Source organism: Peribacillus sp. P4_B1, from assembly GCF_056402395.1.
The window spans coordinates 57,415-76,919 of the sequence record NZ_JBFUHM010000001.1 but is presented as its reverse complement, the minus strand read 5'-3'; the positions used below and the strand labels follow the sequence as shown (position 1 = coordinate 76,919).

At 39.8% G+C, this 19,505-nt stretch carries 24 protein-coding genes; all 24 read left to right on the top strand.

Going from position 1 to position 19,505, the window contains the following annotated elements:
- Positions 1-1,410 carry an HslU--HslV peptidase ATPase subunit gene (gene hslU, locus AC1DVK_RS00385; RefSeq protein WP_089362459.1) on the top strand — a complete coding sequence of 470 codons (1,410 nt, stop codon included), beginning with the start codon at positions 1-3 and terminating at the stop codon, positions 1,408-1,410.
- A gap of 103 nt (positions 1,411-1,513) precedes the next feature.
- Entirely contained in the window at positions 1,514-2,293 is a 780-nt protein-coding gene (gene codY / locus AC1DVK_RS00380; protein ID WP_053345318.1) for a GTP-sensing pleiotropic transcriptional regulator CodY, read from the top strand.
- A gap of 702 nt (positions 2,294-2,995) precedes the next feature.
- The gene (flgB, locus tag AC1DVK_RS00375) at positions 2,996-3,391 is read left to right on the top strand and encodes a flagellar basal body rod protein FlgB (protein ID WP_089362460.1); all 396 of its coding nucleotides are present in this window, start codon (positions 2,996-2,998) and stop codon (positions 3,389-3,391) included.
- A complete protein-coding gene (gene flgC / locus AC1DVK_RS00370; protein ID WP_477625651.1) occupies positions 3,391-3,849 on the top strand; it encodes a flagellar basal body rod protein FlgC in 459 nt (152 codons plus the stop codon). The genes flgB and flgC overlap by 1 nt, the downstream gene beginning before the upstream one ends.
- 23 nt (positions 3,850-3,872) lie before the next feature.
- A complete protein-coding gene (fliE, locus tag AC1DVK_RS00365) occupies positions 3,873-4,181 on the top strand; it encodes a flagellar hook-basal body complex protein FliE (protein WP_477625650.1) in 309 nt (102 codons plus the stop codon).
- A gap of 94 nt (positions 4,182-4,275) precedes the next feature.
- Positions 4,276-5,871: a flagellar basal-body MS-ring/collar protein FliF gene (fliF, locus tag AC1DVK_RS00360; RefSeq protein WP_477625649.1), complete on the top strand. Its 1,596-nt coding sequence runs from the start codon at positions 4,276-4,278 to the stop codon at positions 5,869-5,871.
- A 13-nt stretch (positions 5,872-5,884) separates the two neighbouring features.
- The gene (fliG, locus tag AC1DVK_RS00355; RefSeq protein WP_477625648.1) at positions 5,885-6,904 is read left to right on the top strand and encodes a flagellar motor switch protein FliG; all 1,020 of its coding nucleotides are present in this window, start codon (positions 5,885-5,887) and stop codon (positions 6,902-6,904) included.
- The gene (gene fliH, locus AC1DVK_RS00350; protein WP_410860289.1) at positions 6,897-7,676 is read left to right on the top strand and encodes a flagellar assembly protein FliH; all 780 of its coding nucleotides are present in this window, start codon (positions 6,897-6,899) and stop codon (positions 7,674-7,676) included. The genes fliG and fliH overlap by 8 nt, the downstream gene beginning before the upstream one ends.
- Positions 7,666-8,985, top strand: a complete 1,320-nt coding sequence (gene fliI / locus AC1DVK_RS00345) for a flagellar protein export ATPase FliI (RefSeq protein WP_477625647.1) — start codon at positions 7,666-7,668, stop codon at positions 8,983-8,985. Before fliH ends, fliI begins: the two co-directional genes overlap by 11 nt.
- Before the next feature lie 2 nt (positions 8,986-8,987).
- Entirely contained in the window at positions 8,988-9,434 is a 447-nt protein-coding gene (fliJ, locus tag AC1DVK_RS00340; RefSeq protein WP_089362467.1) for a flagellar export protein FliJ, read from the top strand.
- Between the two features lie 4 nt (positions 9,435-9,438).
- Complete coding sequence (locus tag AC1DVK_RS00335; protein ID WP_477625646.1) at positions 9,439-10,056, top strand: MotE family protein; 618 nt, start codon at positions 9,439-9,441, stop codon at positions 10,054-10,056.
- 28 nt (positions 10,057-10,084) lie between these two features.
- Complete coding sequence (locus AC1DVK_RS00330; RefSeq protein WP_477625645.1) at positions 10,085-11,398, top strand: flagellar hook-length control protein FliK; 1,314 nt, start codon at positions 10,085-10,087, stop codon at positions 11,396-11,398.
- Positions 11,399-11,406: 8 nt separating this feature from the next.
- Complete coding sequence (gene flgD, locus AC1DVK_RS00325) at positions 11,407-12,042, top strand: flagellar hook assembly protein FlgD (protein ID WP_410860292.1); 636 nt, start codon at positions 11,407-11,409, stop codon at positions 12,040-12,042.
- Between the two features lie 64 nt (positions 12,043-12,106).
- Positions 12,107-12,436, top strand: a complete 330-nt coding sequence (locus tag AC1DVK_RS00320; protein WP_477625699.1) for a TIGR02530 family flagellar biosynthesis protein — start codon at positions 12,107-12,109, stop codon at positions 12,434-12,436.
- Positions 12,437-12,511: 75 nt separating this feature from the next.
- Entirely contained in the window at positions 12,512-13,777 is a 1,266-nt protein-coding gene (gene flgF, locus AC1DVK_RS00315) for a flagellar basal-body rod protein FlgF (RefSeq protein WP_477625644.1), read from the top strand.
- Positions 13,778-13,825: 48 nt separating this feature from the next.
- A complete protein-coding gene (locus AC1DVK_RS00310; protein WP_477625698.1) occupies positions 13,826-14,041 on the top strand; it encodes a flagellar FlbD family protein in 216 nt (71 codons plus the stop codon).
- Entirely contained in the window at positions 14,038-14,466 is a 429-nt protein-coding gene (fliL, locus tag AC1DVK_RS00305; protein ID WP_477625643.1) for a flagellar basal body-associated protein FliL, read from the top strand. The genes AC1DVK_RS00310 and fliL overlap by 4 nt, the downstream gene beginning before the upstream one ends.
- A gap of 52 nt (positions 14,467-14,518) precedes the next feature.
- Positions 14,519-15,517, top strand: a complete 999-nt coding sequence (gene fliM / locus AC1DVK_RS00300; RefSeq protein WP_089362473.1) for a flagellar motor switch protein FliM — start codon at positions 14,519-14,521, stop codon at positions 15,515-15,517.
- Positions 15,507-16,724 (top strand): flagellar motor switch phosphatase FliY, encoded by a 1,218-nt coding sequence (gene fliY / locus AC1DVK_RS00295; protein ID WP_477625642.1) that lies wholly within the window; start codon positions 15,507-15,509, stop codon positions 16,722-16,724. The genes fliM and fliY overlap by 11 nt, the downstream gene beginning before the upstream one ends.
- A 17-nt stretch (positions 16,725-16,741) precedes the next feature.
- On the top strand, positions 16,742-17,104 hold the full coding sequence (locus AC1DVK_RS00290; RefSeq protein ID WP_089362475.1) for a response regulator: 363 nt from the start codon (positions 16,742-16,744) through the stop codon (positions 17,102-17,104).
- A 15-nt stretch (positions 17,105-17,119) separates the two neighbouring features.
- Entirely contained in the window at positions 17,120-17,779 is a 660-nt protein-coding gene (locus tag AC1DVK_RS00285; protein WP_317776786.1) for a flagellar biosynthetic protein FliO, read from the top strand.
- Positions 17,776-18,441, top strand: coding sequence for a flagellar type III secretion system pore protein FliP (gene fliP / locus AC1DVK_RS00280; RefSeq protein WP_410860300.1), 666 nt, complete (start codon positions 17,776-17,778; stop codon positions 18,439-18,441). Before AC1DVK_RS00285 ends, fliP begins: the two co-directional genes overlap by 4 nt.
- A gap of 14 nt (positions 18,442-18,455) precedes the next feature.
- Positions 18,456-18,725 carry a flagellar biosynthesis protein FliQ gene (gene fliQ, locus AC1DVK_RS00275; RefSeq protein WP_089362478.1) on the top strand — a complete coding sequence of 90 codons (270 nt, stop codon included), beginning with the start codon at positions 18,456-18,458 and terminating at the stop codon, positions 18,723-18,725.
- 3 nt (positions 18,726-18,728) lie between these two features.
- Entirely contained in the window at positions 18,729-19,505 is a 777-nt protein-coding gene (gene fliR, locus AC1DVK_RS00270) for a flagellar biosynthetic protein FliR (protein ID WP_410860302.1), read from the top strand.

Sequence of the window (19,505 nt, the reverse complement as noted above, 5' to 3'; positions counted from 1 at the left end):
ATGTCAAAAAAAGCTAATTTAACACCGAGGCAAATCGTTGAAAAACTGGATCAGTATATCGTTGGGCAGCGTGAAGCAAAACGGGCAGTGGCAGTGGCTCTTCGGAATCGCTACCGACGTTCCCTTCTCTCGGACCAACTTCGTGATGAAGTCGTTCCGAAGAACATATTAATGATTGGACCGACAGGCGTTGGGAAAACAGAAATAGCTCGGAGAATGGCTAAATTGGTAGGTGCTCCTTTTATAAAAGTTGAAGCAACGAAATTTACGGAAGTCGGATATGTCGGCCGGGATGTGGAGTCCATGGTTCGTGATTTGGTGGAGACTTCCGTTCGCCTCGTGAAGGAAGAAAAGATGGCGAGCGTAAAGGAACGGGCAGAAGAAAATGCAAATCGCCGTTTAATAGAGCTATTAGTGCCATCAACAAAAAAACAGAGTAATTTCAAGAATCCTCTTGAAGTCTTTTTTGGAGGCAATAACAATCAAGACGAACAGGATTCGGAAGATAATTCCGAAGATTTAAGTTTGCAGGAAAAAAGGAAAATCGTCGCCGAAAAGCTGGCTAATGGTGAGCTGGAAAGTGAAATGATTACGGTTGAAGTGGAAGAACAGGCTGCTTCGATGTTTGATATGCTCCAAGGTTCGGGAATGGAACAAATGGGGATGAACATGCAGGACGCTTTAGGAAGCCTGATGCCGAAAAAAAGCAAGAAGCGCAAATTGAAAGTAAGTGAAGCGAGAATCGTTTTAACAAATGAAGAAGCGGCAAAATTGATCGATATGGATGAAGTCACTTCTGATGCAGTATACGGAGCTGAGCAAAATGGGATCATTTTCATTGATGAAATCGACAAAATTGCCAGTAAGCAGTCCGGAAGTTCATCAGCGGATGTTTCAAGGGAAGGTGTCCAAAGGGATATCCTGCCAATCGTCGAAGGCTCGACAGTCGTGACTAAATATGGTTCAGTTAAAACGGATCATGTCTTATTCATTGCGGCAGGGGCCTTCCATATGGCTAAGCCCTCCGACCTTATCCCTGAATTACAAGGTAGATTCCCGATCCGTGTAGAGTTGAACAAACTGACAGTAGATGACTTTGTAAGGATTCTTCATGAACCGGATAATGCCTTGTTAAAACAATATGTTGCTTTGTTAGAAACAGAAGGTATAGAAATTGAATTTTCTGACGATGCTGTTCGTAAGATAGCTGAAGTGGCCTTCGAAGTGAATCAAAACACAGACAATATTGGTGCAAGAAGACTTCATACCATTTTAGAACGGCTGCTTGAAGACTTATCTTTTGAAGCACCGGAAATTACGATGGAGAAGATTACAATTACTCCCCAATATGTCGAAGGAAAGCTTGGTTCTATCGCCCGGAACAAAGATTTAAGCCAGTTTATCCTTTAATTAAGAAACAATGGCAATAATTTGCCTAGCATGAAAATAAAATTACGGAAATACAACTTCATAGTTATTGTGAACCATGGTATTTTTAGGAGGAACAAATCAAATGAACTTATTAGCAAAAACAAGAAAAATCAATGCAATGCTCCAAAAAGCGGCAGGTAAAGCAGTTAACTTTAAGGAAATGGCTGAAAGTTTAAGTGAAGTTATCGAAGCAAATGTATTCGTCGTCAGCCGCCGTGGGAAATTACTAGGCATAGCGGTAAGTCAGCAAATCGAAAATGAACGCATGTACAAAATGTTGGAAGATAAACAATTCCCTGAAGTGTACACAAAAAACCTATTTAATATTCCCGAAACATCTTCCAATCTTGATATCGAAAGCGAATACACTGCTTTCCCAGTTGAAAACAAAGAACTTTTCGCAACGGGATTAACAACTATCGTACCGATTATGGGTGGGGGAGAACGTTTAGGAACATTGGTTCTTGCTCGATTACAAGAAAAATTTCATGATGATGATTTAATTTTGGCTGAGTATGGCGCGACAGTGGTAGGTATGGAAATCCTTCGTGAAAAGTCAGAAGAGATTGAAGAAGAAGCTCGTAGTAAAGCTGTTGTTCAAATGGCAATTTCCTCGTTATCGTACAGCGAATTGGAAGCTATTGAGCACATTTTTGAAGAGCTTAAAGGTAATGAAGGACTGCTTGTAGCTTCAAAAATTGCAGACCGTGTAGGCATCACTCGATCCGTAATCGTCAATGCGCTTAGAAAGCTAGAGAGTGCAGGAGTAATTGAATCACGCTCTCTTGGAATGAAAGGTACTTATATAAAAGTATTGAACGATAAATTCCTACTTGAATTAGAAAAGCTTAAAAATAATTAACAAACAAAAAAGGCAGTCCTTTAAATAGGGCTGCCTTTTTTTTGTGTGCGTATATTGGGGTAAGTTGTCTAGGACTGAAAAGCTATGGTGGAGAGCGAAAGGAAGGAAGAAAAAAGAGGTAATTCGGAATAAAGATCTTAAATGGAAATGTGAATATATGCGTGGTTTTTTATGAAAAGGTAAATATATTATTATAACTTTTGAAATATGCAAACAGTGATAATAGAATGGGACGGCCTTTCTTTATGATAAGAGGAATTTGTCGAATGGATCGCCATTTTGAAAAAAATGTTTTTAACAAAAAAAGTACATGTACCATTTGTTTTTTAATAATCCTTTATTTTAAAGGGTGGAATCAGGTGAGTGGAAATAATCACTTGAAATTAATCGTTAAAATTAGTTCTAAAGTATCAGGTATATTGGTTCGTTTTTCGATATGCTAAATAAGCTAATGCAAGTAAAATTTGGTTAAAGTGTAGAATGCACTAATAAAATGTAATATAAGGTAATGTTAATCCTTGAATGATACTAAGAAAAACGTCAAATTTGAGCAAAATGTGACATTTTTCGACCATAATAGGTCTAAAGTCTTTGTGTTTTTATGGACATAGTTATTATGTTTCTTTAAAATAAACCATAAATGAATTGGGTTAATTTATTGATAAAGCAACTATTTACTAAATATTGAAAGGGGTGATCGATATGGAACTATTTTCAAATACTTTTCAATCACTAGAAAATGCTCTTAATTATTCTAATACAAAACAAAAAGTCATTTCACAGAACATAGCCAATTCGGATACGCCTAACTATAAAGCTAAAGAGGTCGACAAAACACAATCATTTAAAGCAGAGCTGGGATCTTCCCTAAAGTCATATCGGACCGATGAAAGACATTATACCTTCAAATCAGAAGAAGGTCATGCTTCTCCCATCGTATTTCAGAAAAATGTCCAATATAACAATAACGGAAATAGTGTGGACGTTGATAAGGAAATGACGGATCTTGCTGCAAATCAGATTTATTATAATGCAGTCTCTGATAGGCTTTCAGGAAAGTTTCAATCATTGGAGAATGTAATTAGAGGAGGTAAGTGATGGGAATCTTCCAAAGTATGAACATGACTGGATCTAGCTTGACCAGTCAAAGGTTAAGGATGGATGTAATCTCTGCGAATATGGCAAATGCCGATACGACCAGGGCGGAATATGACGCAGAGTTGAAAATATGGAAGCCATACACAAGAAAAGCGGTAGTGCTGCAAAGTAAGGAAGAAGGTTTTTCAAGCTTCTTAAACGCAGCATCCGGAAAAACTAGCGGGATAGGGAATGGAGTAAAGGTGACTGGAATAGTAAAGGACAGAACACCCTTCGAACTGGATTACAATCCGGAACACCCTGATTCCAATGAAGATGGTTATGTTGAAATGCCGAATGTCGACCCACTTAGGGAAATGGTCGATTTAATGAGTGTAACACGTTCATATGAAGCAAATGTAACAGTTTTAAATGCATCAAAGGGAATGATGATGAAAGCGTTGGAAATCGGAAAATAACAGTTTGAAAGGAGAGTGTTGATATGGAGGGGATTTCTCTTTCGGCAGTGAATAATGCAGGTAATGTGCTGAAAAAAGATCAGAATAATACTAATACACCATACGAATCACAGCGAAATTTTGCGTCCGTATTAAAAGAATCAATAAATAAAGTTAACGAAACACAAATGGCATCTGATGACCTTACGATCAAACTGGTTAATGGAGATGATGTTGAGCTGCATTCGGTGATGATAGCTTCGCAAAAAGCCAGCATTACCATGCAGGCTACATTAGAGGTTCGGAATAAGGTTGTAGAAGCCTACCAGGAAATGATGAGAATGAGTATATAGCATTCATTTTAAACCTCATTAATATAGAGAAAAAATGATCAGGGGGAAAACGAATCCCCCACTCATAAATTCATAGACTGACCGGGGGATTTAAATGAATGAAGTAATAGAGTTTAAAAATAAAGTGGCTGCTTACTGGATGAGCCGCAGTAAAAAACAAAAAATCATGATGATTGGATCAGCAGCATTGATTATCATCATCATTACGGCTGTTTCACTTTTAACCACGCGTACGACGCTGGTGCCCTTATATTCAAATTTAACTCCATCGGAGACAGGGAGCATCAAAGAAAATTTGGACAGTAAAGGGATTAAAAACGAAGTTTCTGAAAATGGTACGACCATAAAGGTTCCTGAAGAAAGCTTGGATTCACTTAAAGTGGAACTGGCAGCTGAAGGAGTTCCGGACTCGGGGAGTATCGACTATTCTTTTTTTAGTCAAAGTGCTGGTATCGGAATGACTGAAAATGAATTCAACGTCATAAAACTGGACTCGATGCAAACGGAATTGGCCAGTTTAATAAAAAAGATTGATGGAGTAGAAGATGCCAGCGTAATGATCACTCTTCCTGATAAAGGAGTTTTTGTCAGTGATACGACTGGGGAAGCGTCCGCATCCATTGTATTGAAGACGAAATCCGGTTATAAATTTGAAGAAAGTCAAATCAACTCCCTTTATCATCTGGTCTCAAAAAGTGTACCGAATCTTCCTACAGATAATATCGTCATTATGAATCAAGACTTTGAGTACTTTGACCTTGAAAATGAAAATTCATCTTTCGCGTCCGCATTTGCTACTCAAAATCAAATAAAAAAAGAAATAGAACGCGATATTCAAAGACAGGTACAAAATATGCTTGGAACGATAATGGGTAGAGACAAAGTTGTTGTTTCTGTCACGACAGACATTGATTTCACTCAAGAAAACCGAGAAGAGAATTTAGTCGAACCGGTCGATGAAGAAAATATGGCTGGAATCGAGATTTCTGCGCAAAGGATCAATGAATCGTATAGTGGGGACGCTGCAGGTGCAGGAGGCGTTCCGCAAAGTGAGGATTCCTCAGATTCATTGGGAACCCAATATGCTGAAGGCACAAACGGTTCCGGTGATTATGAAAAAGTGGATGAAACGATAAATAGTGAAGTGAACCGAATCAAGAAGGAAATAGTCGAAAGCCCGTATAAAGTTAAGGATTTAGGTATTCAGGTCATGGTCGAACCGCCCACCGCTGACGATCCGAATTCTTTAACTCAACAGAGTGTGGATGATATCACACAAATCCTTGGTACGATAATACGAACGACAATCGAGAAAAAAGCTGAAGGGGAAGAACTTACGGACGAGGAGCTTAATAATAAAATTGCAATTTCCGTTCAACCGTTTAACGGAAAAATGACGTTACCAATAGAGGAAACGAGTCCATTGTTACCAATATGGGCATACATCGTCGGTGGCGTGCTAATACTTGCCATTATCATTCTCTTAATCTTATTCTTCCGTTCCCGAAAGCAAGTTGAATTGGAAGAGGAATACGTGGTCGAAGAAGAGGAAGTCGCATTCGATCTTCCTGATTTAAACAAAGAGAAGGAAACGGAAGCATCTTTAAAAAGAAAACAACTTGAGAAACTTGCAAAAGAAAAGCCAGATGAATTTGCAAAATTATTAAGAAGCTGGATAGCAGAAGACTAGGAGGCTTTAGAAAGTGACCGATAGAAAAAAAAAGGCCAGATTGACTGGCAAACAAAAAGCTGCCATCCTCCTTATTTCCTTAGGGCCGGATGTTTCTGCATCCGTTTATAAGCATCTTTCTGAAGAGGAAATTGAGAGATTGACCCTTGAAATTTCTGCGGTGAGAAAAGTGGACTCCCATGATAAAGAAGAAATTCTGGAAGAATTCCATAATATTGCTTTAGCACAGGATTACATCTCTCAGGGCGGGATAGGATACGCAAAGCAGGTACTTGAAAAGGCACTAGGCTCTGATCAGGCAACTGCGATCATTAACCGGTTAACATCTTCCTTACAGGTTCGTCCATTCGATTTTGCACGAAAAGCGGATCCTGGACAAATCTTGAATTTCATCCAGAACGAGCATCCGCAAACTATTGCATTAATCTTATCCTATCTTGATCCTGCACAGGCTGGACAAATATTGTCTGAACTTCCGCAAGAAGTGCAGGCCGATATTGCAAGAAGGATTGCTTTGATGGATGGCACGTCGCCAGAAATCATCAATGAAGTGGAGCAAATACTCGAAAGGAAACTTTCTGCGACCGTGACCCAAGATTATACACAGACTGGTGGAGTAGAAGCGGTTGTAGATGTGTTGAATGGTGTTGATCGCTCGACGGAACGAACGATTTTGGAGGAACTCGAAATTCAAGATCCAGAGCTTGCCGAGGAAATCAAGAAACGCATGTTTGTTTTTGAGGATATCGTGACACTTGATGGCAGAGCGATTCAGCGCGTAGTCAGGGAATCTGATAACGAAGACCTTAAACTTTCTCTTAAGGTGGCAAGTGATGAAGTGAAGGAAATCGTTTTCCGAAACATGTCAAAACGTATGGTCGAAATGTTCCAGGAAGAAATGGAATATATGGGGCCTGTACGTTTGCGTGATGTAGAAGAAGCACAATCGAGAATCGTTGCTGTTATTCGCCGTTTGGAAGAAACTGGGGATATCGTGATTGCCCGCGACGGAGGGGATGATATCATTGTCTAGGATTATAAAATCCCAGCAAGCTCATCAGGAGAAAAGCAAAAAGATAGCGATAAAAGTTCCCACGTTTGACTTTCTTCAAAATGAAAATGCAGATGAGGGGATAAACCTTCAACATTTTCAATCTGATCAATTTCAGAGGGATGCTAAACAGGAAGCCGAAAGGTTATTACTGGATGCTAAACAAAAAGCCCAAGCGATAGCTGCTGAAATCCAGCAAGACCGAGAACATTGGGAGAATCAAGAAAAAGTGATGTTTATTGAACAAGCTCAAAAGGAAGGGTATCAGCAAGGAGTCGAAGATGGCTTCCAAAAGGGTTATAACGAGATTGCAGGGGATATAGCTTTTGCAAAAGAAGTGGTGGAGTCCTCTAAAAAAGATTATCGTCAACATATCGAATCATCTGAAACCGTTATTTTGAATCTTGCCGTGAAGGTCGCGGAGAAAATTATCGGGCACCAGCTTGAAAAAGATGAAGAGTCTTTTTTATCCATTGTCAAGAGAGCCATCAAAGAGGCGAGGGATTACCGTGAAGTGCAATTGCATATCCATCCTGTCCAATATCAATCGATTCTATCTCATAAGGAAGAGTTGATTGCAATCTTTCCAAAAGATACTGAGTTGTATATCTTTCCGGATGATGAAATTGAAGAAAACAGCTGTATTATCGAATCAGAAAATGGAAGGATAGATGCCAGTGTCAACAGTCAGCTGCAGGAAATAAAAGTGAAACTAACTGAGCTGCTGTGGGAGGGGAGTAACGATGAAAACTAGAGACCTATTGCCCTTAGTTGATGAGGTGGATTCATTCAAACATTATGGACGGGTCAAACGTGTCGTAGGGTTAATGATAGAATCTCAAGGCCCTGAAAGCTCTGTTGGCGACGTTTGTTATATCTATACAGGTATACAAAAAAAGAAAAACCGAATATTAGCCGAAGTTGTCGGTTTCCGTGATGAAATGGTTATTTTAATGCCATTTACAGCTGTTAGTTATATAGCACCGGGATGTATCGTGGAAGGAAGCGGACGGAGCCTTGAGATAAAGGTGGGAGGAGGGCTCATTGGCAAGGTAGTCGATCCATTGGGACATCCCATTGATGATTCATTGCTCCCAAAGGGTCTAGCTACCGTTCCTGTGGATCAAGATCCGCCAAATCCGATGAAACGCCCTCCCATTAATGAGCCGATAGATGTAGGAGTGCGTGCGATTGATAGTTTATTAACAGTTGGAAAAGGTCAACGTGTTGGTATCTTTGCTGGGAGCGGTGTTGGGAAAAGTACGTTGCTTGGCATGGTAGCAAGGAATACGACGGCTGACTTGAACGTAATCGGTCTTGTTGGAGAACGTGGACGTGAAGTTCGTGAATTCATTGAGAAAGATCTTGGACCAGAAGGGCTGGCACGATCAATCGTTGTTGTGGCGACATCTGATCAGCCAGCGTTGATGAGGATAAAAGGCGCTTTAACGGCAACTGCCATCGCTGAATATTTTCGTGATAAGGGATTGAACGTGATGCTGATGATGGATTCGGTCACGAGGGTCGCAATGGCCCAGAGGGAAATTGGGCTTGCTATCGGGGAACCGCCGACGACCAAAGGTTATACGCCCTCCGTTTTTGCCATCCTTCCAAGATTACTCGAAAGAACGGGAACAAATCAGCTGGGTACCATTACAGCGTTTTATACGGTTCTAGTCGACGGTGATGATATGAATGAGCCGATTGCTGATGCTGTCAGGGGAATATTGGATGGTCACTTCATACTAGATCGTAACTTAGCCAATAAAGGACAGTTTCCAGCGCTCAATGTCTTGAAGAGTATAAGCCGTGTCATGAACAATATTGTTGGGGACATACATAAAAGTTCCGCAGAAAAATTACGGGCAAGTTTATCAACCTATATGGAGTCAGAAGATTTGATTAATATAGGAGCGTATAAGAAGGGCTCTTCCAAACCAATTGATAACTCTATTACACGCTATCCTGAGATCATTTCATTTTTAAAGCAAGGCACCCATGAAAAAGCTCCAAAAGATAATAGTATTAACGCCCTTGTCGATTTGATGGGGAAAGGTGATTAGTTATGATTTATCAATATAAATTCGAGAAGATCCTGAACATCAAGGAAAAAGAAAAAAAAGATGCACTAGCTAAATATAATACTGCTTTAAAAAAATTTGAAGAAGTGGCAGAAAGGTTATATAAGCTTTTAAAGAAAAAAGAAGAGTTGCTTGAGTTTCAACAGGAAAAGCTGCGCAATGGATTATCCGTTCAGGAAATTCGCCATCATCAGTTATTTATGGACAACTTGGAAAAACTCTTAAGCCATTGTCAACAGGAAGTCATTGAAGCTCGATACAAGATGAATGTTCAACGGGATTTATTAATGGATAGAAATATTGAGGTTAAAAAGTACGAGAAAATGAAAGAAAATGATTTTCTTAAATTCCTTGATGTCTTAAAGGAAGTCGAGAATAAGCAAATGGATGAAATTTCTATCCGGCAATTCTTAAGCAAAGGCGTTAGGTGATAGAATGCGTAAAAAAAGTGAATCTAATGGATTGGAAGAATTGGAAAAAAGCAAGATAAGTAAGTTCCAATGGTTCTTTGTCATCTTCATTTCTTTAATCTTTGCGGTAACTGTAGCGTTGATCGTTTTTACAGTTGCAGGTGTCAATGTTGTGGAAAAGGCCAAAGGAATGTCTGAGAAAATACCCTTCATTGAATTGGATCATAAGAATGAAGAGAAAGGTAATCCAGCCAAGGAAAATGAGAAAGTCTCGATGAAGCTCGAAAAATTAGAAACTGAGATTGAAAACAAGAAAAAAGAGATAGACAAGCTTGAGGGCATCATTGATAAACGTGACAAGGCCATTTTAAAGGCAGGAGCGGAAAAACAGCAGCTTCAAACCGAAATGAATCAACTTAAGGAGAGTCAGAATGGTAGTAAACAGGCGTTCAAAAATATAATCCGCACTTATGAAACCATGGCTCCTAAGAAGTCTGCACCTATCATTACTGAAATGAATGATGATGACGCAGTGGAGATTCTCTCAAGTATGAAAGCAGCCACTTTAGCTAAGGTATTGGAGCAAATGACAACGGCTGATGCTGCAAGGTTAACGAAGAAACTAACGGAACAAAGTCCTTAAGAGAAGAGATTAAGGAGGTGAATAATATATGAATTCAGCCATTAATTCTTTACTCCCCTTGGCATCATTAAGTCAAAAGGCACCAATTAAACAAAATCAGCAAACCAATTCCGGGTTTGGTTCAGTCCTTCAATCCTCCTTAGTGGCAGAACCTCCCGCTCCAGCGGATATAGGCGACATCACTGAAGGACGATTGTCTGTTATAAAGGATTTGCTTGGTTTTCTGAAACTTGAAAGGTTAAGTGATAAAGGGAAAGAGAGTATTGTTGAAGATATTTCTGTAAACAACCATGAAGAATTCAGCACCCTTCTATTACAGGTACTAAAAAATGTAGCCGGCAATGATGAGGGTGCCCTTAAGGATTTCTTTGCGAGCATAGAGGAAATGGATGTAGAACAAGAATTGGATGACTTCAGCATGAATCCACAAAGTTTGTTATCTGCCAATGTCATGGAACTGTATACAATTCTAAAAAAGGTTACTGTATTGAATGAAGAAGAATGGCATGAGCTCCCACTATCTGGTGTGGTGAATCTTTTGAAACTGGCTAAGATTCAAGATCTTCTTTCAGAGAGTAAGGATATGACACAAGATGAAGCGGCCATCCAGAAACAAATGAAAAACCTGCTTGAAGGGATAACGGGGAAACTGGATAAAATGTTGTCCAATCAGTCAGAACCAAAATCAGAATATGGTCAATCCAACATTTCGGAAAAAGGGCAAAATAAAACAATAGAAACATTGAAAAACCCACCCTTGCAATTATCTGGGAGTGACAAGGTAAGTAAAGGCAGGACAATAACCAGCAGTGTGACTTTGCAAAATTTGGATAGCGGTGACCATCAAGGTTCAGGTATGCCTTTGCTCATGACTAAGTTGGAGCAATTCGTCTTGACTGCTTCCATAGGTAAGCAAATTGTCAGTCATGAAGAGTTTGTTAAACAATTTGAAAATATTTTGAGTAAGGCGAATTTTAGCGGAAAAAACGGTGTAAATAAACTGTTGATCAGATTGAATCCCGAACATCTAGGGTCACTTAGAATCGAGTTGATTCAAAAGGATGGTAGGCTGTCAGCCAAGATTATGGCTACTACTTCTCAGGCCAAAGATATGCTGGAGAAACAGATTCATGGCTTAAAACAAGCCTTTAGCGGTCAAAATATTCAAATTGAAAAAATTGAAATATCACAGGCCTTCAATGCTTTTAACCCCGAGAAATTCAGCCAGAAAGATGCGGATGAACAAAATAAACAACAAGAGAGTAAGGAAGAAAGCAATGACGAGACGGATAGTGAGTTTATGGGATCCCTTGCCGAAGCGCTGTTAAATCTGGAAGTGTAGGTGTTAAAATGACGACCATTGATACGTCACTATTATTATCAAAATTTCAAACTGAAAACAGAAAAAACGGGGATGCATTAGGAAAGGATGATTTCTTGAAATTGTTGCTTACACAGCTTCAAAACCAAGATCCGTCAAATCCGATGGACAACACGGAATTCATCGCCCAAATGGCCACTTTTTCATCTCTAGAACAGATGATGAATATGGGAGCCCAAATGGAAGAAATAATCGGGATCAGTCAACAAAATAGTATCATGAACTTTAACTCCTTTGTCGGTAAGGAAGTCACTTGGCATAAATTGGATGGTGGCGATGGTGATCTTGCGGTAGAAGAAGGAACAGGCATCGTGAAGTCGATCCAATATAAAGGTGATGGTGTTTATTTCATTTTAGAAGATGGCACAAAGCTTGTACCCGCCAACATTTCACAAATGAAACAAACAAGTTCCACGGCAAATAGCTTAACGACGGCAAGTGAATTAATAGGCAAACGTGTTTCCTGGATGGATGAAAAAAATGGAGAGTCATCGGCTGTCGTTATCGCTGTATCCATGAATAATGGCAAGCTGCAAATTGAAGTGGATGATGAAAGCAACACCAAGCTATCATCAGAGCAATTGATCAAAATCGCTGAAGCTTAATGGGCGGGAATATGAGTAAACTTGATTTTCAGGCAAATTCCGTTCAGATGATGGCTCAAACAAAATTACCGTTAAGGCAAGGGCAGTTGACCCAACAAGGTTTCAACAGCATTTTCAATCAGCTGTTTCCACTAATGAAAAATTGACCATTAGTAAACATGCTCAAATGCGGATAAATGAAAGAAATATAGAAATACCACGACAAACCTGGAAACAAATAACCGATAAAGCTAATGAGGCTAAAAAGATGGGCGTGACCGAATCTCTTATCATTACAAATAATGCGGCACTCATAGTAAGCACGAAAAAAAATAAAGTCATCACAGTCATGGACAGGGATGAAGCATCAGCTCAAATTTTTACGAACATCAATGGAACCATAATTTTGGATTAATAGGCTGGACCTAGAATAGGAAGTCTAGACTGTGGAATGACTGAAGCAGTCGCTATATGAAAGGGGAGATTTTACATGCTTCGTTCAATGTATTCGGGAATAAGCGGGTTAAAAAACTTACAAACAAAATTGGATGTTATCGGTAATAACGTAGCCAATGTCAATACTTATGGTTTCAAAAAAAGCCGTGTAACATTCAGCGATGCCATGAATCAAACGGTATCTGGGGCAAGTGCAGCAACAGCCAATAGAGGTGGAACTAATTCTAAACAAATTGGGTTGGGTTCCACGATTGCTACAATTGATACCATCCATACACAGTCAAGCTTGCAAACGACCGGCCGTGATCTTGACTTGGGGATTTCTGGTGACGGCTATTTCATCGTCAAGCAAGGCGATGCACTATCATACACTCGTGCTGGAAACTTTTATCTTGATAATAACGGTACACTTGTCAACTCGAATGGTTTGAAAGTGCAGGCTTACAAGATTGATGAAAACGGAAAACAATCAAAAACAATCGGTGATGTGGCTGTTAACGTCAATGCAATTTTACCTGCTGTAACAACAACTAAAATAACAGTAGGTGAAAATTTAGCTGCTGATGCAATTGACGGTACCGTATTTAGTCAGCAAATAAAAGTCGTGGATGCAAAGGGTAAAGAACAAACGGCAACTATCTTTTTCCAAAAAACAGCTGATAACAAATGGGGGATTTTTGATGAGGAACCTGCTGCTTTGGGGGATACTTCGGCTACTAAACCAAAACCGTTCACTTCTCTGAATTTCGATGCTAATGGTCAGATAGTGGAAGCTGATAAAACTCAGGAAGGCCTAAACATTAACATTTCAAGTGGCAAAGAGAATGACCCGGATACGGAGGCTGATGAAAGCGTTCAAAAAATCAAATTGGATTTTGATTTCTCGAAACTTACTCAATCTAAAGGTGCTACGACTGCTCTTGTCAATCCAAATGGTAATAAAGAAGGGAAACTGGAAAGCTTTAATATTGGTGCATCAGGGGAAATAAATGGCGTTTATTCCAACGGTATGATCACAACATTAGGCCAACTGGCCGTTGCCAAGTTTTCCAATCCATCAGGCTTGACGAAAACAGGTGGTAATACTTTTCAGGAATCAATCAACTCAGGTACTGCCAACATCAATATCGCAGGTGAGGGCCGGGGGTTGATTGCATCAGGTTCCTTGGAAATGTCCAATGTGGATTTATCGGAAGAGTTTACTGAAATGATCGTTGCGCAACGTGGTTTCCAGTCGAATTCCCGGATTATAACGACATCGGATGAAATTTTACAAGAATTAGTTAACTTAAAACGATAGGTTAAGGGGGGAGGAGCCAGGTGCTTATTGCTCTGGCTCCTAAATATCATTATCAAAGTCACAAGGCTCAATGGAAAATGCTTTCAAATCAATGCATTGTACATAGATACAGTCGAGTCATTGCCAGATACGACCATTACTTTTACAAATGGTAAGAAAATCGTTGTGCTTGAGAAAGAAGAGGAAATGGTTGAAGCTATTATACATTTTTATCGTACCGTGAATATTCTCGGTTTTCGTAATGATGTGGAGGAAAAATCATGAAAAAAAGTCTATTATCAATTATGTTGATTATATTCGTGGCCATAACGCTTGTTGGTGTCATAGCATTCGTGGTTGTGACAAAGTTATCTGACCCTACATCTGCAGAAGAAAAACCTAGCATTGACGAAATTGTCAAATCATCAGTTGAAATTCCCGAAATTACAACGAATCTTGCTGGCAATGATTATATCAAAATCTCATTTATGGTCCAAACAGAAAATAAAAAAGCAAAAGAAGAATTGGAAAAAAGAAGTTTTCAAGTGAAAAATATCATTATTACCGAACTATCCGAAATGAAAGCGGAAGTGTTAACCGGAAAAAAAGGCAAGGAAAAGCTTCAAGAAGTGCTAAAGACTAGAATGAATGAATTAATGGAAGAAGGAAAAGTTGAAAAGGTTTATATAACCTCCTCGATTCTTCAATAAGAACTTCCTTGCTTCATTAAATAAGAAGGGGAAGCTTTGGAGGTGAGTGTTAATGTCCGGGGAAATATTATCGCAAAATGAAATCGATGCTTTATTATCGGCCATTTCCACAGGTGAAATGGATGCAGATGATTTAAAGAAAGAAGAAATAGAAAAAAGAGTGAAAGTGTACGACTTTAAAAGGGCACTTCGGTTTTCAAAGGATCAAATCCGAAGTTTGACCAGGATACATGAGAACTTTGCAAGGTTGCTGACCACATACTTTTCGGCTCAGCTTAGGACATATGTTCAAATATCCGTTGCTTCGGCAGATCAAATACCATACGAAGAGTTTATTAGATCGATCCCGAAAATTACCATCCTGAATGTGTTTGAGGTGCCGCCGTTGGATGGCCGTATCATTCTTGAGGTCAACCCGAATATAGCTTATTCCATGATGGATCGAGTTTTGGGCGGGCGGGGCAAAAGCGTGAATAAGGTAGATACTTTAACGGAAATAGAAACGAAAATCATGTCGAATTTATTCGAGAAGGCTTTTGAAAATTTACAGGAGGCCTGGGGAACGATTGTTGAAATCGAACCGGTGATGACAGAGTTTGAGGTGAATCCACAATTTCTTCAATTGGTTTCGCCCAACGATACGGTTGTTGTCATTTCCTTGAATACACAAATCGGCGAAACGAGTGGAATGATTAATATTTGTATTCCTCACGTCGTATTAGAACCAATCATACCAAAGTTATCTGCTCATTATTGGTTGGAAAATTCCCAAAAGGAAAAAATTCCAGAGGAAATCATGATTTTGGAAAAGCGTATTCGAAATGCAGACCTTCCCATTATTTCCGAACTTGGTTCTACGGATATCACCATCCAGGATTTTTTACTGCTAGATGTTGGTGATGTCATCGATTTAAATAAGGCAATCGATGAACCTTTGACAATTAAAATTGGAGGGGTCCCAAAATTCAATGGGCAGCCAGGAAAAGTAGGAAAAAAACACGCCATCCAGATTCTTGATATTTTGAAAGGGGGAGACGAAGATGGTAAGTGATCATATGCTTTCACAGGACGAAATAGATGCCCTTTTAAAAGGTACAAGTGATATAGAAGATGAGATGAAGTCTCATATGATTGACGATTATTTATCAATTATGGAACTCGACGCCCTCGGGGAAATTGGTAATATCTTTTTCGGAAGTTCGGCCACTGCCTTATCCACTTTGTTGAATCAGAAAGTGGATATCACCACCCCGACGGTTACCTTAATTGAAAGGGGACAGATTGCGGAAGAGTTTCCGCATCCGTATGTAGCGATTCAAGTGCAATATACCGAGGGTTTCTCAGGTATTAATATGCTGGTCATCAAGCAGAGCGATGCTGCAATCATTGCAGATTTGATGCTTGGCGGTGATGGGGAGAATCCTTCTGACATGCTGGGAGAAATTCAATTGAGTGCAGTCCAGGAAGCCATGAACCAAATGATGGGGTCTGCTGCTACATCGATGTCGACCATTTTCAGTAAAAAAGTGGATATTTCCCCTCCTAGCATAGATTTACTTAACTTTTTAAATGGTGAAGGGGAAAATGCGATACCGGACGAAGATTTATTTGCAAAAATCTCGTTCCGTCTCCGTGTCGGTAATTTAATTGACTCCAGTATTATGCAATTGTTGCCTTTAGAGTTTGCTAAAGGGTTAGTCTCTGAATTATTGAATGGAACGGGCGATAGTGAACCGACCGATATGAAAATGGAAAAGGTACTAAGTGATCCAGTAACGAACATTCCACCTCGGGAGCCGGTCCCATTCCAAGACGCCGGGTCTAATCAATCGGCAAATGAATCTTTTGGGCAAGGCGGTTACCAAACCCACCCTACGAACCAAATACCGAATATGCCGCAACATTTTGGAGTTTCATCCGTACCAACAGGGCAGCCGGTAAATGTTCAGCCTGCTAGTTTCTCTAGTTTTCAGCCGTTTCAGCTTCAAGAGGCTGAAACGAAAAATCTCAGCATGCTGATGGATATCCCTCTACAGGTAACTGTGGAGCTTGGGAGAACGAAGCGCTCTGTCAAGGATATACTGGAGCTGTCCTCCGGATCTATCATCGAATTGGATAAATTAGCCGGCGAGCCAGTGGATATCCTGGTAAACAGTCGCTTGATAGCAAAAGGTGAGGTTGTGGTGATTGATGAAAACTTTGGCGTACGTGTTACGGATATCATGAGTCAAAGTGACCGATTAAATAAAATCAGATAATTTGGGGGACGAAAATAATGGCTAATAGAATTTTAATTGTGGACGATGCAGCATTTATGAGAATGATGATAAAGGATATCCTTTCTAAAAATGGCTTTGATATTGTAGGGGAAGCAGCAGATGGAGCCCAAGCAGTGGACAAATATAAAGAAACGCTTCCTGATCTTGTAACGATGGATATTACCATGCCTGAAATGGATGGAATTACTGCATTAAAGGAAATTAAAAAGGTAAATCCTCAAGCTAAGGTCATTATGTGTTCAGCGATGGGGCAACAAGCCATGGTCATTGATGCAATCCAGGCGGGCGCAAAAGACTTTATCGTGAAGCCATTCCAGGCAGACCGGGTATTGGAAGCCATAAATAAAGCATTAAGTTAAGAGGGTGTCTTCATATTGTTTTTTATTAAAAAATGGCTTCAGGTCTCACTGATGATTGCAGTATTCTTCTCTGGGGCCATACAGGCCTATGCGGAAGATCTTGAAAAAACAGTGAAGGATGTTTATAAAAAGCCTGATGATTTAAAAGTGGATAAGGGTGAATCAAAAGACTTGCAATCTACCAAACAGGCTTCGAATCCGGATAAAGTTGGGATAACCGTTTGGGAGTTTCTTAGGATGATATTTGCTACTATTTTTGTAGTGTCTCTTCTATATATCCTATTAAAGTTCATCAATAAAAAAAGTAAATCGTATCAAAAAGCAAATTCAGTTGAGAATTTAGGCGGCACGAGCCTTGGTGCAAATCGTTCTGTCCAGCTTGTTAAAGTCGGCGGGCGAATATTGGTGATTGGGGTTGGCGAAAATATTCAACTCTTGAAAGAAATAGATAATCCTGAGGAATATGAACAGCTTTTGAGAGATCACAACGATAAGATCGATCAAATGATCCAGCCTGGGGAATTTGCAATGAAGTTGAAAAATAAGTGGTTGAATAAAAGAGAATCCGAAACCGCCAGTTTCCCTGCAGAGTTCAAAAATCAACTCGATCAAATGTCTGATAGCAGGAAGAAGCTGTTGAACGAGCTTGATAGGAAAGGAAGAGGCAATGAATGAATGAGTTCATGGAGTTTTTTAATAACAGTGACCCCGCCAATGTCTCTACTTCCGTCAAACTTGTTCTACTAATGACCGTTTTATCACTGGCACCTAGCATATTGATTTTGATGACCTGTTTTACAAGAATCATCATTGTCCTGAGCTTTGTGAGAACATCGCTAGCCACACAGCAGATGCCGCCGAATCAGGTGCTGGTCGGCCTGGCTCTTTTCATGACATTCTTCATAATGGCACCGACTTTTCAGGAAGTGAATGAAAAGGCATTAACTCCGTTATTTAATGAGGAAATAGATTTAGAAGAGGCATATGTACAGGCCTCGATGCCTTTTAAGGAATTCATGAGTGCCCATACAAGGCAAAAGGATCTGGCGTTATTCTTGGAGTATGCCAAGATGGATAAACCGGAAACGATACAGGACATTCCCTTGACTGCCTTTGTACCAGCTTTTGCAATCAGTGAAATCAAAACGGCTTTTCAAATAGGTTTTATGATTTTCATTCCATTTTTGGTTATTGATATGGTCGTTGCAAGTGTCCTGATGTCGATGGGGATGATGATGCTGCCGCCAGTCATGATTTCCCTTCCATTTAAAATCCTCCTTTTCATTCTTGTTGACGGATGGTATTTAGTAGTGAAGTCATTATTACAGAGTTTTTAAGCAGGTGAGAAAAAGTGAGTGCAGAGTTTGTTATTGATGTAGCAGAAAAAGGAATTTATACAGTTTTGATTATCGCTGGTCCATTGATGGTAATTGCTCTTATTGTAGGGCTATTAGTAAGCATCTTTCAGGCGACTACACAGATTCAGGAACAAACCTTGGCATTCGTTCCAAAAATCGTGGCAGTCTTATTGGGACTCATATTATTGGCTCCGTGGATGCTGAGCCATCTATTATCATACGCAAATGAAATATTCGGTAATCTGAATCGATTTGTAGGGTAGGGCATGGAGGAAATATTTCCGCACTTTCCCGCCTTTTTATTAATTGTAGTAAGGGTCACTACGTTTTTCGTGGCCATGCCGATTTTTTCTTACCGTTCTATACCGGTACAACATCGAGTGGGGCTAGGAATCTTCCTTGCCTGGATCATGTACTATACCATTGAAGCCCCGGTTCTGGACTTGGATGTCACATTTTATTTATTCATCATAAAGGAAGCGCTTGTTGGGCTTTTCATTGGGTTTGCAGCCTATATGATTTTATCGGCCGTTCAAATCGCTGGTGGATTGATTGATTTTCAAATGGGCTTTTCAATTGCCAATGTCATCGATCCCCAAACTGGGGCTCAAAGCCCGTTGATGGGACAATACCTTTATACAATCGCCTTATTATTCCTATTGAGTACTAACGGCCATCATTTGCTTTTGGATGGAATCTTTTATAGCTATCAGTTCATCCCGATTGACCAATTATTTGTGCCATTCGGAGATCATACACTAATGGAATATTTGGCGAAAGCATTCAGTAAAGCTTTCATGATTGCTTTTCAAATGTCCATACCAGTAGTGGGAAGTATTTTCTTAGTGGATGTCACGCTAGGAATCCTTGCTAGGACAGTCCCTCAATTAAATGTGTTCGTGGTCGGAATTCCAGTGAAAATCATAGCCGGGTTAGCGGTTATAGTACTGGTGATGGGGATGATGATGACGGTTGTTACCCAACTTTTCAATTTTTTGCTTTTGACGATGCGTCATCTAATGCAGTTGATTGGAGGCGCTTGA

Bases quoted from the DNA above. Each gene is read 5' to 3' on its own strand.
- fliP (WP_410860300.1), top strand. From the start codon at position 17,776: ATGAATGAGTTCATGGAGTTTTTTAATAACAGTGACCCCGCCAATGTC.
- fliI (WP_477625647.1), top strand. From the start codon at position 7,666: ATGAAAACTAGAGACCTATTGCCCTTAGTTGATGAGGTGGATTCATTC.
- fliR (WP_410860302.1), top strand. From the start codon at position 18,729: ATGGAGGAAATATTTCCGCACTTTCCCGCCTTTTTATTAATTGTAGTA.
- flgC (WP_477625651.1), top strand. From the start codon at position 3,391: ATGGGAATCTTCCAAAGTATGAACATGACTGGATCTAGCTTGACCAGT.
- fliL (WP_477625643.1), top strand. From the start codon at position 14,038: ATGAAAAAAAGTCTATTATCAATTATGTTGATTATATTCGTGGCCATA.
- flgF (WP_477625644.1), top strand. From the start codon at position 12,512: ATGCTTCGTTCAATGTATTCGGGAATAAGCGGGTTAAAAAACTTACAA.
- fliF (WP_477625649.1), top strand. From the start codon at position 4,276: ATGAATGAAGTAATAGAGTTTAAAAATAAAGTGGCTGCTTACTGGATG.
- fliE (WP_477625650.1), top strand. From the start codon at position 3,873: ATGGAGGGGATTTCTCTTTCGGCAGTGAATAATGCAGGTAATGTGCTG.
- fliJ (WP_089362467.1), top strand. From the start codon at position 8,988: ATGATTTATCAATATAAATTCGAGAAGATCCTGAACATCAAGGAAAAA.
- AC1DVK_RS00290 (WP_089362475.1), top strand. From the start codon at position 16,742: ATGGCTAATAGAATTTTAATTGTGGACGATGCAGCATTTATGAGAATG.
- fliY (WP_477625642.1), top strand. From the start codon at position 15,507: ATGGTAAGTGATCATATGCTTTCACAGGACGAAATAGATGCCCTTTTA.
- flgD (WP_410860292.1), top strand. From the start codon at position 11,407: ATGACGACCATTGATACGTCACTATTATTATCAAAATTTCAAACTGAA.
- AC1DVK_RS00335 (WP_477625646.1), top strand. From the start codon at position 9,439: ATGCGTAAAAAAAGTGAATCTAATGGATTGGAAGAATTGGAAAAAAGC.
- AC1DVK_RS00330 (WP_477625645.1), top strand. From the start codon at position 10,085: ATGAATTCAGCCATTAATTCTTTACTCCCCTTGGCATCATTAAGTCAA.
- codY (WP_053345318.1), top strand. From the start codon at position 1,514: ATGAACTTATTAGCAAAAACAAGAAAAATCAATGCAATGCTCCAAAAA.
- hslU (WP_089362459.1), top strand. From the start codon at position 1: ATGTCAAAAAAAGCTAATTTAACACCGAGGCAAATCGTTGAAAAACTG.
- flgB (WP_089362460.1), top strand. From the start codon at position 2,996: ATGGAACTATTTTCAAATACTTTTCAATCACTAGAAAATGCTCTTAAT.
- fliM (WP_089362473.1), top strand. From the start codon at position 14,519: ATGTCCGGGGAAATATTATCGCAAAATGAAATCGATGCTTTATTATCG.